13 protein-coding genes and 1 other annotated feature are annotated in these 14,628 nt (G+C 43.3%); all 13 genes read right to left on the reverse strand.

Annotated features, from left to right (window positions below; translation table 11 throughout):
• Positions 1 to 11: 11 nt before the first annotated feature.
• On the reverse strand, positions 12 to 2,081 hold the full coding sequence (fusA, locus tag ACKVDP_RS12920; protein ID WP_409229305.1) for an elongation factor G: 2,070 nt from the start codon (positions 2,079 to 2,081) through the stop codon (positions 12 to 14).
• A gap of 58 nt (positions 2,082 to 2,139) precedes the next feature.
• Positions 2,140 to 2,610, reverse strand: a complete 471-nt coding sequence (gene rpsG, locus ACKVDP_RS12925) for a 30S ribosomal protein S7 (RefSeq protein WP_409229306.1) — start codon at positions 2,608 to 2,610, stop codon at positions 2,140 to 2,142.
• Between the two features lie 115 nt (positions 2,611 to 2,725).
• Positions 2,726 to 3,145 (reverse strand): 30S ribosomal protein S12, encoded by a 420-nt coding sequence (gene rpsL / locus ACKVDP_RS12930; RefSeq protein ID WP_409229307.1) that lies wholly within the window; start codon positions 3,143 to 3,145, stop codon positions 2,726 to 2,728.
• Positions 3,146 to 3,159: 14 nt separating this feature from the next.
• The gene (locus ACKVDP_RS12935; RefSeq protein ID WP_409229308.1) at positions 3,160 to 3,408 is read right to left on the reverse strand and encodes a ribosomal L7Ae/L30e/S12e/Gadd45 family protein; all 249 of its coding nucleotides are present in this window, start codon (positions 3,406 to 3,408) and stop codon (positions 3,160 to 3,162) included.
• A 102-nt stretch (positions 3,409 to 3,510) separates the two neighbouring features.
• Complete coding sequence (gene rpoC / locus ACKVDP_RS12940) at positions 3,511 to 7,044, reverse strand: DNA-directed RNA polymerase subunit beta' (RefSeq protein WP_409229309.1); 3,534 nt, start codon at positions 7,042 to 7,044, stop codon at positions 3,511 to 3,513.
• Positions 7,045 to 7,083: 39 nt separating this feature from the next.
• Positions 7,084 to 10,809 carry a DNA-directed RNA polymerase subunit beta gene (gene rpoB, locus ACKVDP_RS12945; RefSeq protein WP_409229310.1) on the reverse strand — a complete coding sequence of 1,242 codons (3,726 nt, stop codon included), beginning with the start codon at positions 10,807 to 10,809 and terminating at the stop codon, positions 7,084 to 7,086.
• A gap of 233 nt (positions 10,810 to 11,042) precedes the next feature.
• Entirely contained in the window at positions 11,043 to 11,423 is a 381-nt protein-coding gene (gene rplL / locus ACKVDP_RS12950; protein WP_409229311.1) for a 50S ribosomal protein L7/L12, read from the reverse strand.
• A gap of 33 nt (positions 11,424 to 11,456) precedes the next feature.
• Entirely contained in the window at positions 11,457 to 11,984 is a 528-nt protein-coding gene (gene rplJ / locus ACKVDP_RS12955; RefSeq protein WP_409229312.1) for a 50S ribosomal protein L10, read from the reverse strand.
• A gap of 19 nt (positions 11,985 to 12,003) precedes the next feature.
• Positions 12,004 to 12,130, reverse strand: a sequence feature (ribosomal protein L10 leader region).
• Positions 12,131 to 12,165: 35 nt separating this feature from the next.
• On the reverse strand, positions 12,166 to 12,864 hold the full coding sequence (rplA, locus tag ACKVDP_RS12960; RefSeq protein ID WP_409229313.1) for a 50S ribosomal protein L1: 699 nt from the start codon (positions 12,862 to 12,864) through the stop codon (positions 12,166 to 12,168).
• A gap of 49 nt (positions 12,865 to 12,913) precedes the next feature.
• Positions 12,914 to 13,339, reverse strand: a complete 426-nt coding sequence (rplK, locus tag ACKVDP_RS12965; RefSeq protein WP_409229314.1) for a 50S ribosomal protein L11 — start codon at positions 13,337 to 13,339, stop codon at positions 12,914 to 12,916.
• A gap of 113 nt (positions 13,340 to 13,452) precedes the next feature.
• Positions 13,453 to 14,007: a transcription termination/antitermination protein NusG gene (gene nusG / locus ACKVDP_RS12970; protein WP_409229315.1), complete on the reverse strand. Its 555-nt coding sequence runs from the start codon at positions 14,005 to 14,007 to the stop codon at positions 13,453 to 13,455.
• A 39-nt stretch (positions 14,008 to 14,046) separates the two neighbouring features.
• A complete protein-coding gene (secE, locus tag ACKVDP_RS12975) occupies positions 14,047 to 14,259 on the reverse strand; it encodes a preprotein translocase subunit SecE (protein WP_409229316.1) in 213 nt (70 codons plus the stop codon).
• A gap of 24 nt (positions 14,260 to 14,283) precedes the next feature.
• Positions 14,284 to 14,433, reverse strand: a complete 150-nt coding sequence (gene rpmG / locus ACKVDP_RS12980; protein ID WP_409229317.1) for a 50S ribosomal protein L33 — start codon at positions 14,431 to 14,433, stop codon at positions 14,284 to 14,286.
• Between the last annotated feature and the right edge of the window lie 195 nt (positions 14,434 to 14,628).

Raw genomic sequence — 14,628 nt, forward strand, 5'->3', positions numbered from 1 at the left:
TAATTTAAAGATTATTTTCCGCCCAATACCTTCTCAGAAATACTGTTTGGCACTGGTTCGTAATGGTCAAACTGCATTGTGTAAAGGCCTCTTCCCTGGGTGTTAGATCTCAGGTCAGTTGCATAACCGAACATTTCAGCCAATGGCACAAATGCTCTGATTATCTGAGCTCCGCTTACAAGCTCCATGCCTTCCATTCTGCCTCTTCTTGAATTTATGTCTCCGATTACATCTCCCATGTACTCCTCGGGAACTGTAACTTCAACCTTCATCATCGGCTCAAGAAGTGTTGGTCCAGCTTTTCTCAAAGCTTCCCTAACTCCCATTGAACCTGCGATTTTATATGCCATCTCTGAAGAGTCAACATCATGGTATGATCCATCATAAAGGGTTACCTTGATATCCAGTACGGGATAGCCTCCAAGAATTCCTGATTCCAGTGCTTCCTGAATACCACTGTTTATTGAGTTGATATACTCCTTCGGTATTGCTCCTCCGACGATTGCATTTACAAACTCATATCCCTTGCCTGGTTCCTGTGGCTCAACCTTAAGCTTAACATGACCATATTGTCCTCTACCACCTGACTGCTTGACGTATTTTCCTTCAGCGTCAGCCGGTTTCTGGATTGACTCCTTATAAGCAACCTGTGGGCTACCTACATTTGCCTCAACCTTAAATTCCCTTAGAAGTCTGTCTACGATGATCTCAAGGTGAAGCTCACCCATTCCAGCGATGATAGTCTGTCCAGTCTCCTCATCAGTATAGGTTCTGAATGTAGGATCTTCCTCTGCAAGCTTTGCAAGGGCTACAGACATCTTCTCCTGGCTGGCTTTGGTCTTTGGTTCAATAGCTACGTGAATTACAGGCTCTGGGAATTCCATCTTCTCAAGGATAACCGGATCCGTATCTATACAGATGGTGTCACCTGTTGAAGTATCCTTGAAGCCTACAGCTGCTGCTATGTCTCCTGCGAAGACCTCATCGATTTCTTCCCTTTTGTTGGCATGCATCTGCAGAATCCTTCCGATTCTTTCCCTTTTGCCCTTGGTTGAGTTATATACATAACTTCCAGCTTTTGCACTTCCTGAGTAAACTCTGAAATATGCCAGCTTACCAACATACGGGTCTGTTACTATCTTAAACGCAAGCGCTGAAAATGGCTCGCTGTCATCAGCATGTCTCTCAACAACCTCTTCTGTACCTGGCAGGATTCCCTGAATTGCAGGAACATCCAATGGTGATGGAAGGTAAGCCAGTATTGCATCCAGAAGAATCTGAACTCCCTTGTTCTTGTATGATGAACCACAAAGTACTGGCGTCATCTTTACTTCAAGAGTCGCTTTTCTGATACCCCTCATGATTTCTTCAGTAGTCAGCTCTTCACCTTCAAGATACTTCATCATAAGATCTTCATCTGACTCCGAAACAGATTCAATCAGAAGCTCTCTGTATTCGTTGGCCAAATCAACCATATCTGCAGGTATCTCTGTAATTTCGATTTCCTGTCCAAGGTCATCCTTGTAAATCCTTGCATTCATTTCAACAAGGTCAACAATTCCAACAAATGTTTCTTCCTTACCAATAGGCAACTGAATTGGAACAGCATTTGCCTTTAGTCTGTCCTTCATCATATTTACTGCCCTGAAGTAATCTGCACCCATGATATCCATTTTATTAACAAAAGCCAATCGCGGTACACGATATTTGTCAGCTTGTCTCCAAACGGTCTCAGATTGAGGCTCTACTCCACCCTTTGCACAGAACAATGCAACGGCTCCATCAAGTACACGCAGTGACCTTTCAACCTCAACGGTGAAATCCACGTGCCCTGGTGTGTCTATAACGTTGACTCTGTGATCTTTCCAGAAAGCTGTCGTCGCAGCGGAGGTGATAGTGATTCCTCTCTCTTGCTCTTGTTCCATCCAGTCCATTTGGGCTCCACCCTCATGGGTTTCACCTATCTTGTGTATTTTACCGGTATAAAATAGTATTCTTTCTGTGGTGGTTGTTTTTCCTGCATCAATATGAGCCATTATGCCGATGTTTCTAGTTTTTTCTAGTGATACTTGTCTTGGCACAATTTTTCCTCCTTACATACTAATTAATAAATCCCATCCACACATTTTAAACGTCCTACTAGAATCTGTAGTGTGCGAAAGCTTTGTTAGCCTCTGCCATTTTATGTGTTTCTTCTCTCTTCTTAACACTTGCTCCAAGACCGTTCGCTGCATCCATAAGCTCTTTTGCAAGCTTCTCAACCATAGTCTTTTCTCCTCTTTTTCTTGAGAAAGTAACTAACCATCTCAAACCAAGAGTCTCTCTTCTATCTGGTCTAACCTCTATTGGCACCTGATAGTTTGCTCCACCTATTCTTCTTGCTTTTACTTCAAGAACAGGCATGATGTTGTTCATAGCCTTGTAGAATACCTCCAATGGGTCTTCACCTGTTTTCTCAGCGATTTGATCGAAAGCCCCATAAACTATATTCTGTGCTATTCCTTTTTTTCCATCCAGCATAATGCCGTTGATTAATTTTGTTACTACCACATCATTGTAAATTGGATCTGGCATGATTTCTCTTTTTGGTATATGTCCTTTTCTAGGCACTTTTCTTCCCTCCTTAACTATATAGAGTAGATTCATTGGTACTCGGCGTTTGCCGTTGTGCCTTAAAATGCATCTATATTAAAGTATTATTAGCATTTCAAGCACTTCATGTCGTTTACTTCTTAACCTTAGGTTTCTTAGCACCATACTTTGATCTTGACTGTAGTCTGTTTTCAACTCCAGCAGTATCCAAAGTACCCCTAACTATGTGATATCTTACACCTGGAAGGTCTTTTACTCTTCCACCTCTGATAAGAACGACACTGTGCTCTTGCAGATTGTGACCGATACCTGGAATATAGGCGGCTACTTCCATTCCGTTTGTAAGTCTTACTCTGGCAACTTTTCTAAGTGCTGAGTTAGGCTTCTTTGGTGTTATTGTTCTAACAGCAACACAAACTCCTCTTTTTTGAGGTGAATTGGATTCAGTCTCCTTTTTCTTCAAGGTATTTAGATTCATACCAAGAGCTGGCGACTTTGATTTGTAAACAACCTTTTCTCTTCCTTTTCTAACTAGTTGGTTAATTGTTGGCATTAAGGCACCTCCTTCTAATTTTTATTTAATAACGCAGCGACAGCCGCATTAATATCGATTCCACAGGCCTCACCAAGCTCCTCCATCGTATCAACATACATCACATTGACATCCTTGGACTTGCACAGGTCTTCAATTTCCCCGGTTACCCTCTTCTCTGCATCCCGGGCTATGAAAACCGTCTGGACCTCTGATTTGGGCAGGGATCGCTTGACCTGTTTGGCCCCCACTACCTTGTCCTGTGTCTTTAAATCTGTAAACATTATCTATCCTCCTTTAAACATATCAAAGATTATGTGGCCAAAAGACCACATAATCTTTATGTCATCAAGAGTCTTCTAAAGTTTGCACACTATAGTATTCTATCACTGCAGAATATCTGTGTCAACTAAATTTTCCTCCTCCTGGGTAATTATCTCATCATCTATGACCTGTACATTCTTGTACCTTCTCATGCCTGTACCAGCAGGTATAAGCTTACCGATGATTACATTTTCCTTTAGACCCAATAGGAAATCCTCTTTACCTTTAATTGCTGCCTCAGTCAGTACTCGGGTTGTCTCCTGGAAGGATGCCGCTGAAAGGAATGAATCTGTAGCAAGTGACGCCTTGGTTATTCCAAGCAATGTCTTTCTTCCCACTGCAGGCTCTCCGCCTTCCTCTACAACCTTCTTGTTTGTATTTTCAAATTCCATTACGTTTACAAGGCTTCCTGGCAACAGATCCGTGTCACCGGCTGATTCAATCTTAACCTTTGACAGCATCTGCCGAACGATGATCTCAATGTGCTTGTCGTTTATATCTACACCCTGTAGTCTATATACCCTTTGTACTTCCTTTACAATATAATTTTGTACTCCTTTTACGCCTTTTATTTTTAGAATGTCATGAGGATTGACAGATCCTTCCGTCAACTCATCTCCGGCTTCTATTACGTCGCCTTCCCTGACCTTGAGTCTTGAGCCGAATACGATGTTGTATCTGGCCTCTTCTCCATCCTCGTTTGTAACCACAACTTCTTTTCTCTTCTTGTTGTCATTTATGCTAACGGTACCGTCAATCTCTGATATGACCGCAAGTCCCTTTGGCTTTCTAGCTTCGAAAAGCTCCTCAACCCTTGGAAGACCCTGGGTGATGTCAGCGGCCGCCGCAACCCCTCCCGTGTGGAAGGTCCTCATTGTCAGCTGTGTTCCCGGCTCTCCGATTGACTGTGCAGCAATGATACCAACAGCTTCACCGATGTGCATTTCCTTGCCTGTTGCAAGGTTTCGTCCATAGCAGTGGGCACATACTCCAAACTTGGCTTTACAACCAAGAACGGATCTTACCTTGACTTCCTCTATTCCAATCTCCTGGATGAAGTCAGCCTGCTCTGCTGTGATCATCTCATTTTCCTTGACGATTATCTCCCCAGTTTCAGGATTTACAATATCCTCGAAGGTATATCTTCCGTCGATTCTGTCCCTAAGCTCCTCTAGAATCTCCTTGCCGTCCCTATAGGCCTTAACAAGGAAATACTGGTCGGTTCCGCAGTCCTCTTCCCTTACGATTACATCCTGGCTGACATCTACAAGTCTTCTTGTAAGATAACCTGAGTCTGCCGTCCTAAGGGCCGTATCAGCCAGTCCCTTTCTGGAACCGTGTGTCGATATAAAGAACTCAAGAACTGATAGTCCTTCACGGAAGTTGGACTTGATTGGCACCTCAACTGTCCTACCTGATGCACTTGCCATAAGTCCACGCATACCTGCCAGCTGTCTTATCTGGTTCTTGCTACCTCTCGCTCCGGAGATCGCCATTACATATATATTGTTCATGGGGTCAAGACCATCCATCAGGATTTCCGTTACATCCTCAGTTGTCTGGTTCCAGGTCTCAATGACCCTCTCGTATCTTTCTTCGTCTGAGATAAGTCCTCTTCTGTAGGATTTCTCGAATCTGTCTACTACAACCTCAGCCTTCTTGATCATTTCATACTTCTCTTCAGGAATGACTACGTCACCCATTGAGATTGAAATGGCTCCGATTGTTGAGTACTTGAAGCCCATTGTCTTGATATGGTCAAGAATTTCAGCTGTTACAGAGTTTCCGTGTTTCCTGAAGCACTTGTCGATTATTACTCCAAGCTGTTTCTTGTCAACGACCCTGTCAATCTCAAGACCGTATTTGTCAACAGCCCTGTCTACAAAACCAAGATCCTGCGGCAGGTTCTCATTGAATATGAATCTACCAACTGTACTTTCAACAAGCTGTCCTCTGTCATCCGCATCCAGCTTCATCCTTACCTTAACCTTGGCGTGCATTCCCACATCGCCATTTGCGTATGCGTGAATCAGCTCGTCGTAATCCTTGAATATCTTTCCTTCTCCATGCTCCCCTTCCCTGTATACTGTCAGGTAGTAGGCACCCAGCACCATGTCCTGTGAAGGAGTGGTTATTGGCTTTCCATCCTTAGGTGCAAGGATATTGTTTGTCGAAAGCATAAGAAGTCTTGCTTCGGCCTGAGCTTCAGATGACAAAGGTACGTGGACCGCCATCTGGTCACCATCAAAGTCAGCATTGTATGCCGTACATACCAAGGGGTGAAGCTTTATTGCCTTGCCTTCAACCAGAACAGGCTCAAATGCCTGGATTCCAAGTCTGTGAAGCGTTGGTGCACGGTTTAGAAGAACCGGATGGTCCTTTATTACAGTTTCAAGCACATCCCAAACCTGTGGCTTGATCCTCTCAACCATTCTCTTGGCACTCTTTATATTGTGTGCATGCCCGTCCGAGACAAGCTTTTTCATTACAAATGGCTTAAATAGCTCCAATGCCATCTTCTTTGGAAGACCACACTGATAAAACTTCAACTCCGGACCGACTACGATAACTGAACGTCCTGAGTAGTCAACCCTTTTACCTAGAAGATTCTGTCTGAAACGACCCTGCTTACCCTTAAGCATGTCTGACAGTGATTTCAGAGGTCTGTTTCCAGGACCCGTTACAGGTCTTCCCCTTCTGCCGTTGTCTATAAGGGCGTCCACTGCCTCCTGAAGCATCCTCTTCTCATTTCTTACAATGATATCGGGAGCTCCCAGGTCCAGAAGTCTCTTGAGTCTGTTGTTTCTATTGATTACCCTTCTGTAAAGGTCATTAAGGTCTGATGTTGCAAATCTTCCTCCGTCCAGCTGGACCATAGGTCTCAGGTCTGGTGGAATTACAGGAATTACATCAAGGACCATCCACTCGGGTCTGTTTCCTGAGTTTCTGAATGCTTCAACCACCTCAAGCCTTCTTGTTATCCTTACCTTCTTCTGTCCTGTTGCATCCTTAAGCTGTGCCCTCAGCTCCTTTGATTCCGCCTCCAGGTCTATTTTCTCAAGCAGTGACCTTACTGCCTCAGCACCCATCATGGCCCTGAAGCTGTTGTGGTATTTATCCACTGCATCCCTGTATTCGGTTTCTGTAAGAAGCTGCTTTTCATACATTGGCGTATCCCCCGGCTCAATCACCACGTAGGATGCAAAGTATAGAATCTTCTCAAGAGCCCTTGGGCTCATATCAAGAATCAGTCCCATCCTGCTTGGGATTCCCTTGAAGTACCAAATGTGTGATACTGGAGCTGCAAGCTCGATATGTCCAAGCCTCTCTCTTCTTACCTTTGCCTTTGTGACTTCAACTCCACACCTGTCACAGACTACTCCCTTGTATCTAACTCTCTTGTATTTTCCGCAATGACATTCCCAGTCCTTTGTAGGTCCGAATATCTTTTCGCAGAACAAACCCTCTTTTTCAGGTTTAAGTGTACGATAATTTATTGTTTCCGGTTTTTTTACTTCTCCCTTTGACCATTGTCTGATCTTCTCTGGAGAAGCTAGCCCAATTTTAATTGAATCAAATGTGTTTAATTCAAACAAGGAGCGTTCTCTCCTTTCATAATAAAGTTTGTTAATAGCTTAATCCATATCCTCATCACTGTAGGAGTCAGAGTCATCGTCTTCTTCCTCAATTATAAATCCTGCGGGAATTTCCTCTGCTGAGCTCTTCTCTCTGTCATCTCCCGTCTCCTCCTGGTCATCCTCTTCCTCTTCTTCGCCTCTGTCATCTACAAACAGCTTTTCCCTAGGTGTGTTGTCACCAATCAGGTCCAGGTCTGTAAGGTCGTCATCTATGGATTCCTTCAGCTCGATCTCGCCGATTTCCTCTCCGATTACCTTCACATCAAGTGCAAGTGACTGAAGCTCTTTAATTAGAACCTTGAAGGATTCAGGTATTCCAGGTTCAGGAATATTCTCGCCCTTCACAATCGCCTCGTAGGTCTTTACTCTTCCTACAATGTCGTCAGATTTAACAGTTAGGATTTCCTGAAGTGTATGTGATGCACCGTATGCCTCAAGTGCCCATACCTCCATCTCTCCGAATCTCTGACCACCAAACTGGGCTTTTCCTCCCAGAGGCTGCTGTGTTACCAAGGAATATGGTCCGGTTGATCTTGCATGTATCTTGTCATCAACCAGATGGTGAAGCTTAAGCATATACATGTAACCAACTGTTACAGGGTTCGCAAAGGAATCTCCCGTACGTCCATCCCTTAGTTCAATCTTTCCGTTTTCCGGATAGCCAGCCTCATTAAGCTTGACCATGATGTCTTCCTCATTGGCTCCGTCAAATACCGGTGTTGCAACATACATTCCCAACTTTTTCGCTGCAAGCCCAAGGTGGACTTCAAGTACCTGTCCAAGGTTCATCCTCGAAGGTACTCCCAGCGGGTTAAGAACTACATCAACAGGCGTTCCGTCAGGCATGTAAGGCATGTCCTCCTCAGGAAGGATCCTTGAGATAACACCCTTGTTACCATGTCTACCACACATCTTGTCTCCAACGTTGATCTTCCTCTTGGTAGCCACATATACCCTTACCATTTGATTAACTCCAGGTGGAAGCTCGTCTCCATTGTCTCTTGAGTAAATCTTCACATCCACTATTATACCAGTTTCACCATGAGGTACCCTCAATGAGGTATCCCTTACTTCTCTGGCTTTTTCACCAAATATTGCCCTTAGTAGTCTTTCCTCTGCGGTAAGTTCTGTTTCTCCCTTTGGAGTAACCTTTCCCACCAGAATATCTCCGGCTTTAACCTCGGCTCCAATCCTGATGATTCCTCTTTCATTAAGGTCCTTAAGCATTTCCTCGCCCACGTTTGGAATATCTCTGGTGATTTCCTCCGGTCCAAGCTTGGTGTCTCTTGCCTCTGACTCGTATTCTTCAATATGAACCGAGGTCAATACATCCTCTATTACCAATCTTTCATTAAGGAGAATGGCATCCTCGTAATTGTATCCTTCCCAGGTCATGAATGCTATCAGCAGGTTCTTTCCAAGTGCAATCTCACCTTGGTCGGTGCTCGGTCCGTCAGCAATTATCTGATCAGCTGCAATCTTTTCACCCTGCTTGATCATAGGTCTTTGATTTATTGTGGTTCCCTGGTTGGATCTCTTGAATTTCAACAATCTATATTTATCGATTTGGTTGTCCTTGTCTCTTCTGATCTGAATCTCATCAGCAGTAACCTTTTCGGCCACTCCCGATTCCTTTGCCACTATTACAACACCCGAGTCCTTGGCAGCCTTGTACTCAATTCCGGTTCCGATTATTGGAGCCTCTGTCTTGAGCAATGGAACTGCCTGTCTCTGCATGTTTGCACCCATCAGGGCTCTGTTGGCATCGTCGTTCTCAAGGAAAGGTATCATTGCCGTACCTACAGATACTATCTGTCTTGGGGATACATCCATGTATTCAATGTCCTCAGGGTTGAAAATGTCAACTATTCCAAGCTTACCTCTGGCTATTATCCTGTTGTTGACAAATCTGCTTTCCTTGTCCAGCTTCTCGTTTGACTGAGCGATTATCATCTCATATTCGATGTCTGCTGTCAGATAGTCTATCTCACCGGTAACCTGGCCGTTTTTCACCCTTCTGTATGGGGCTTCAATGAATCCGTACTCATTGATTCTAGCATAGGTTGTCAAAGAAGTTATAAGTCCTATGTTTGGACCCTCAGGCGTTTCAATAGGACACATTCTACCATAGTGTGAGTTGTGTACGTCCCTTACCTCAAAGCCTGCCCTGTCCCTGCTCAGACCACCAGGTCCAAGAGCGGACATTCTTCTCTTGTGGGTCAGCTCTGCCAATGGATTTGTCTGGTCCATGAACTGAGACAGCTGACTGCTTCCAAAGAACTCTTTTATTGATGCAACTACAGGCCTGATGTTTATTAGGGCTTGTGGAGTTGCCACCTCGATGTCCTGGATTGTCATCCTTTCCCTGACGACACGCTCCATCCTTGCAAGACCTATTCTGAACTGGTTCTGCAAAAGCTCACCAACACTTCTAAGTCTCCTGTTTCCAAGATGGTCTATGTCATCCGTCCCACCTATATTATAGAAAAGATTGAATTCATAATTGATGCTGGCGATGATATCATCAACTATAATATGCTTGGGTGACAATTCCTTTATTCTGTCCTTGATTGCTTCCTTCAACTCTTCCTCGTCTGGGAATGCCTCTATAAGCTCCTTCATCAGAGGATAGTATACCCTTTCCCTAAGTCCAAGCTCCTTTAGGGAGAATGGCAGGTCAAACGCCTCAGGAAACACAAAGTTGTTGGAAAGCACCTTTATCTCCTTGCCATCATCCATCAGCAGCTTCATTGAATTTATTCCGCTGTTTTCAATTTCTATTGCCTTATCCCTTGTTATTCTCTCTCCCTTTTCCGCCAGGATCTCTCCTGTCTCAGGGTTGACTACGTCATGAGCGGCACGATTACCGGCAACTCTGTTATAAAGGGCTAATTTTTTATTGAATTTGTATCTCCCGACCTTGGCAAGATCATATCTTCTTGGGTCAAAGAACAGATTGGTCAACAAGCTTCTGGCACTGTCCACTGTTGGTGGTTCACCAGGTCTCAGACGCTTGTATATTTCTAGAAGTGCTTCCTCTTCAGTATTGGTTGCATCCTTCTCCAAGGTGGTCAAAAGCTGCTCAGTCTCACCCAATACGTCTATAACTTCGCTATCTGTTGCTATGCCAAGAGCTCTCATTAGAGTAGTTATTGGAACTTTCCTGGTCCTGTCAATTCTGACATAGACAATGTCGTTGGAGTCAGTTTCATACTCCAGCCAAGCTCCACGGTTTGGAATCAGGGTTGATGAAAACAGGCTCTTACCTGCTTTGTCAATTGATTCTACATAATATACTCCAGGTGATCTTACCAGCTGACTTACAACTACCCTTTCTGCACCGTTTATGATAAATGTTCCCTTGTCTGTCATCAAAGGCATGTCGCCCATGAAGACTTCCTGTTCCTTTACCTCACCGGTCTCCTTGTTTATAAGTCTAACCTTAACCTTCAAGGGTGCTGAATAGTTAGCGTCCCTCTCTCTTGCCTCGTGCTCATCGTACTTGACGGCTTCTCCAATGTGGTAATCCACAAATTCCAAAATCAGGTTACCAGTGTAATCCTGGATTGGGGAGATATCATCAAAAACCTCTCTTAATCCTTCTGACAGAAACCAATCGTAGGAGGATTTCTGCACCTCAATCAAATCAGGCAGATCAAGTACTTCATCGATGCGGGAATAACTCATCCTGACCCGCTTACCAAATGTTACAGGATGTACCATTAAAACTTCACCCCTCATTAAACTAAAATAGCCAAAAGCTCCAGCTTTTGGTGGTACCAACTCATCGGTCAACTGAAAATAACAGGTTCTAAATCTCAGTATAGTATGCCCATTATAATCATTATTATGCAATATATTATACTATCATACACCTGGATTGATGTCAAACTTTTTAGGTGATTTTTAGTGAAAAAAAGTGGCCTTCATGATGAAAGCCACTTTCTATTCCTCGATTACTTAACTTCTACAGATGCTCCAACTTCTTCAAGCTTAGCTTTAAGCTCTTCAGCTTCTTCTTTGCTTGCGCCTTCTTTAATTGGCTTTGGTGCGTTGTCTACAAGCTCTTTTGCTTCTTTAAGTCCAAGACCTGTGATCTCTCTTACAGCCTTGATAACTTTGATTTTCTCTCCACCAGCTGATGAAAGGATTACATCAAACTCTGTCTGCTCTTCAGCCGCTGCTTCAGCTGCTGCTGCAGGAGCTGCTGCTACTGCCATTGGAGCCGCTGCGCTTACTCCGAACTCTTCCTCTAGAGCCTTTACCATTTCTGAAAGCTCCAATACTGTTAAACTTTTTACTTCTTCAATTAGGTTTAATACTTTTTCACTTGCCATTTTTATTTATCCCTCCGAATTTTTTTATTTTATTTATGCTGCCTTCTCTTCAGCTATAGCGTTTAGAACTATAGCAAGACCTCTGATCGTACCTTGAAGTACGTTCGCGAATCCTTGAACTGGTGCGTTCATACCAGCAAGTACCTGTGCAACAAGCACCTCTTTTGATGGTAGGTCTGCAAGACTCTTAACTCCGTTAACATCAATTATCTTACCATCAACGATTCCAGCCTTTATCTCAAGCTTGTCGTTTTTCTTGGCGAATTCTGATGTAACTTTTGCTGCAGCCACTGGATCGTCCAATCCAAAAGCCACCGCTGAAGGTCCTTTAAGGAATTCATTGAATTCTTCCAGGCCCAGGTCCTTGAATGCAAATCTCATCATTGTGTTCTTATATACCTTGTAGTCGACTCCGGCCTCTCTGTACTGCTTTCTAAGCTCGGTCAACTCTGCTACGTCAAGTCCTCTGTAGTCAACCAAAATCATGGATTGTGATGATTCGATCTTTTCTTTAATCTCCTCAACTATCTTTGATTTGGCTTGAAGGGTATGTTCCTTCATATTATCTTCACCTCCTGTACGGGTATAAAATAAAGGTCTCATACGCAGACACGCAGAGACCCTAATTCCAGATTAGATATATCTCACCTCGGTAGGGCATTAAGCCTTTTGGCTCCTACTGTCTGCGGTTCTTTATTTAATTAACATTGATGATTATATCAGCAACAACTACTCTTGTCAACTAGTCAGTAAGTTTTCCTGGATTTAATTTGATTCCAGGACCCATTGTGCTTGAAATTGTTACCGTCCTCATATATCTACCCTTTGCAGCGGCTGGTCTTGCCTTGTTTAGAGCATCCATGATTGCCATGAAGTTCTCTCTAAGCTTCTCAGTACCAAATGACACCTTGCCTATTGGCACGTGTACGATACTAGCCTTGTCAACTCTGTACTCAACCTTACCTGCCTTGATCTCATTAACTGCCTTTTCAACTTCAAATGTAACAGTTCCTGATTTAGGGTTAGGCATAAGACCCTTTGGTCCAAGGATTCTACCTATTCTACCTACAACACCCATCATATCTGGAGTTGCAACCACAACGTCGAAGTCCATCCAACCTTCATTTTGGATTCTTGCAACCATTTCATCTCCACCGACGAAATCAGCGCCTGCATCCTCTGCTTCCTTAACCTTTTCACCTTTTGCTATTACAAGAACCCTGCTTGTCTTACCAGTACCATGTGGCAAAACAACAGCGCCTCTTACCTGCTGGTCTGCATGTCTTGGGTCAACTCCAAGTCTTACTGCAAGCTCAACGGTTTCGTCAAACTTGGCTTTTGAAGTCTGCTGTACCAGCTCAATAGCATCCAATGTATCATAAAGCTTGCTTCTGTCAACAAGTTTTATGCTCTCTTGATAATTCTTACCTCTCTTTGGCATACTAAAAAACCTCCTTGTGGTATTAACGAAAAATTTCTCCCACTATTTATTATTCTTCTACTTCAACGCCCATGCTTCTTGCAGTTCCAGCTACCATGCTCATGGCTGCTTCAATTGAACCTGCATTAAGGTCTGGCATTTTAATCTTAGCTATCTCTTCCAGATCAGCTTTTGATATCTTAGCAACTTTTTTCTTGTTAGGTTCTCCTGAACCTGAGTCAATTCCAACAGCCTTCTTAATAAGAACTGGTGCTGGTGGTGTCTTTGTGATAAATGTAAATGATCTGTCTGCATATACAGTTAATACTACAGGTATGATCATTCCTACCTGGTCTGCAGTCTTGGCGTTGAACTCTTTTGTAAACTGCATAATGTTTACTCCGTGAGGTCCTAACGCGGTACCTACAGGTGGAGCTGGTGTTGCCTTTCCAGCTGGAATTTGTAATTTAACTAGAGCTATGACTTTTTTTGCCATAATTCCACCTCCTCATTTCAATGTGGTTTAGCGGGATAATCCCTCCCACTGCACTTCTATTTATAAAGCATCATTGCTTATAAATCAATCCATCCCAGAACATTGCTTCCGGGCTATACTCTTTCTATCTGATCAAACTCAAGCTCAACCAATGTCTCCCTGCCGAACATGGAAACATATACCTTGACCTTGCGTTTTTCCATATTGATGCTGTCAATGGTTCCAATAAAGTTCTCGAAAGGACCTGCTACAACCTTTACAGGATCCTTGACCTTGAAGTCAACAGCCGGCAATACCATCTTCTCCTGTACTCCCAGGGCTCTGACTTCCTTGTCAGAAAGTGGTACCGGTTTTGATGACGGTCCAACGAAGCCAGTTACACCTCTAGTGTTTCGGACCAAATACCATGACTCATCATTGATAATCATTTTAACAAGAACATATCCAGGAAACATTTTTCGCTCCTTGAGCTTCTTTTTCCCGGATTTGTTGTCAATGTATTCTTCAGTTGGAACAGCGACCTCAAAGATATCATCCTTCATTCCTCTGTTCTCTACCATTTTCTCAAGGTTGGCCTTTACTTTATTTTCATGACCAGAATAAGTATGCACCACATACCACTTGGCATCCTTGGCTCTTTCTTCCCTACTCATATCCTTATCCGTCATAATTCAGGGACCACTCAGGCCCTTCCCTCCCTTGTATTACTAAATAATAAACGATAAAACTCCACCTAGAATCAGGTCAAGAATATAAACTATGATTGCAACCAAAACGCTGATGAATATTACAACTCCGGTATAGTTCATAAGCTCTTTCCTGTCAGGCCATATAACCTTTTTAAGCTCTGATCTAACTCCTCTAAAGTAAGTGGACATCTTATCCTTTGTACTCACAGATCCTGTGTTTGTTCCTGCCATCATTTCACATCCTTACTTTAACAGTTATTTTGTTTCCTTGTGATTAGTGTGTGTCTTGCAGAACTTACAATACTTCTTAAGCTCGATTCTCTCAGTTGTGTTCTTTTTGTTCTTCTTAGTTACGTAATTTCTCTGCTTGCACTCTGTACACGCCAATGTGACTCTGTCTCTCATCTATCACACCTCCTACTTTCACCCATGGTGTTATCTCTATATATGAATTCAACTAATTTGGGCACAATCTCCCATTATTAATGCACTACTAATATAACCTATCACAAAACATTATTCATGTCAATAAATAATTCATCATCTCCACATGTGGGCGATGTCATAAAAAGACCGGGTCAAAAGACCCAGTCTTTCACT

The organism is Gudongella ferriphila, from assembly GCF_046224405.1.
Lineage (GTDB): Bacteria > Bacillota > Clostridia > Tissierellales > Tissierellaceae > Gudongella.

Bases quoted from the DNA above. Each gene is read 5' to 3' on its own strand.
- rpsL (WP_409229307.1), bottom strand. From the start codon at position 3,145: ATGCCAACAATTAACCAACTAGTTAGAAAAGGAAGAGAAAAGGTTGTT.
- ACKVDP_RS12935 (WP_409229308.1), bottom strand. From the start codon at position 3,408: ATGTTTACAGATTTAAAGACACAGGACAAGGTAGTGGGGGCCAAACAG.
- rpoB (WP_409229310.1), bottom strand. From the start codon at position 10,809: ATGGTACATCCTGTAACATTTGGTAAGCGGGTCAGGATGAGTTATTCC.
- rplL (WP_409229311.1), bottom strand. From the start codon at position 11,423: ATGGCAAGTGAAAAAGTATTAAACCTAATTGAAGAAGTAAAAAGTTTA.
- rplJ (WP_409229312.1), bottom strand. From the start codon at position 11,984: ATGAAGGAACATACCCTTCAAGCCAAATCAAAGATAGTTGAGGAGATT.
- rplA (WP_409229313.1), bottom strand. From the start codon at position 12,864: ATGCCAAAGAGAGGTAAGAATTATCAAGAGAGCATAAAACTTGTTGAC.
- rplK (WP_409229314.1), bottom strand. From the start codon at position 13,339: ATGGCAAAAAAAGTCATAGCTCTAGTTAAATTACAAATTCCAGCTGGA.
- nusG (WP_409229315.1), bottom strand. From the start codon at position 14,007: ATGACGGATAAGGATATGAGTAGGGAAGAAAGAGCCAAGGATGCCAAG.
- secE (WP_409229316.1), bottom strand. From the start codon at position 14,259: ATGGCAGGAACAAACACAGGATCTGTGAGTACAAAGGATAAGATGTCC.
- rpmG (WP_409229317.1), bottom strand. From the start codon at position 14,433: ATGAGAGACAGAGTCACATTGGCGTGTACAGAGTGCAAGCAGAGAAAT.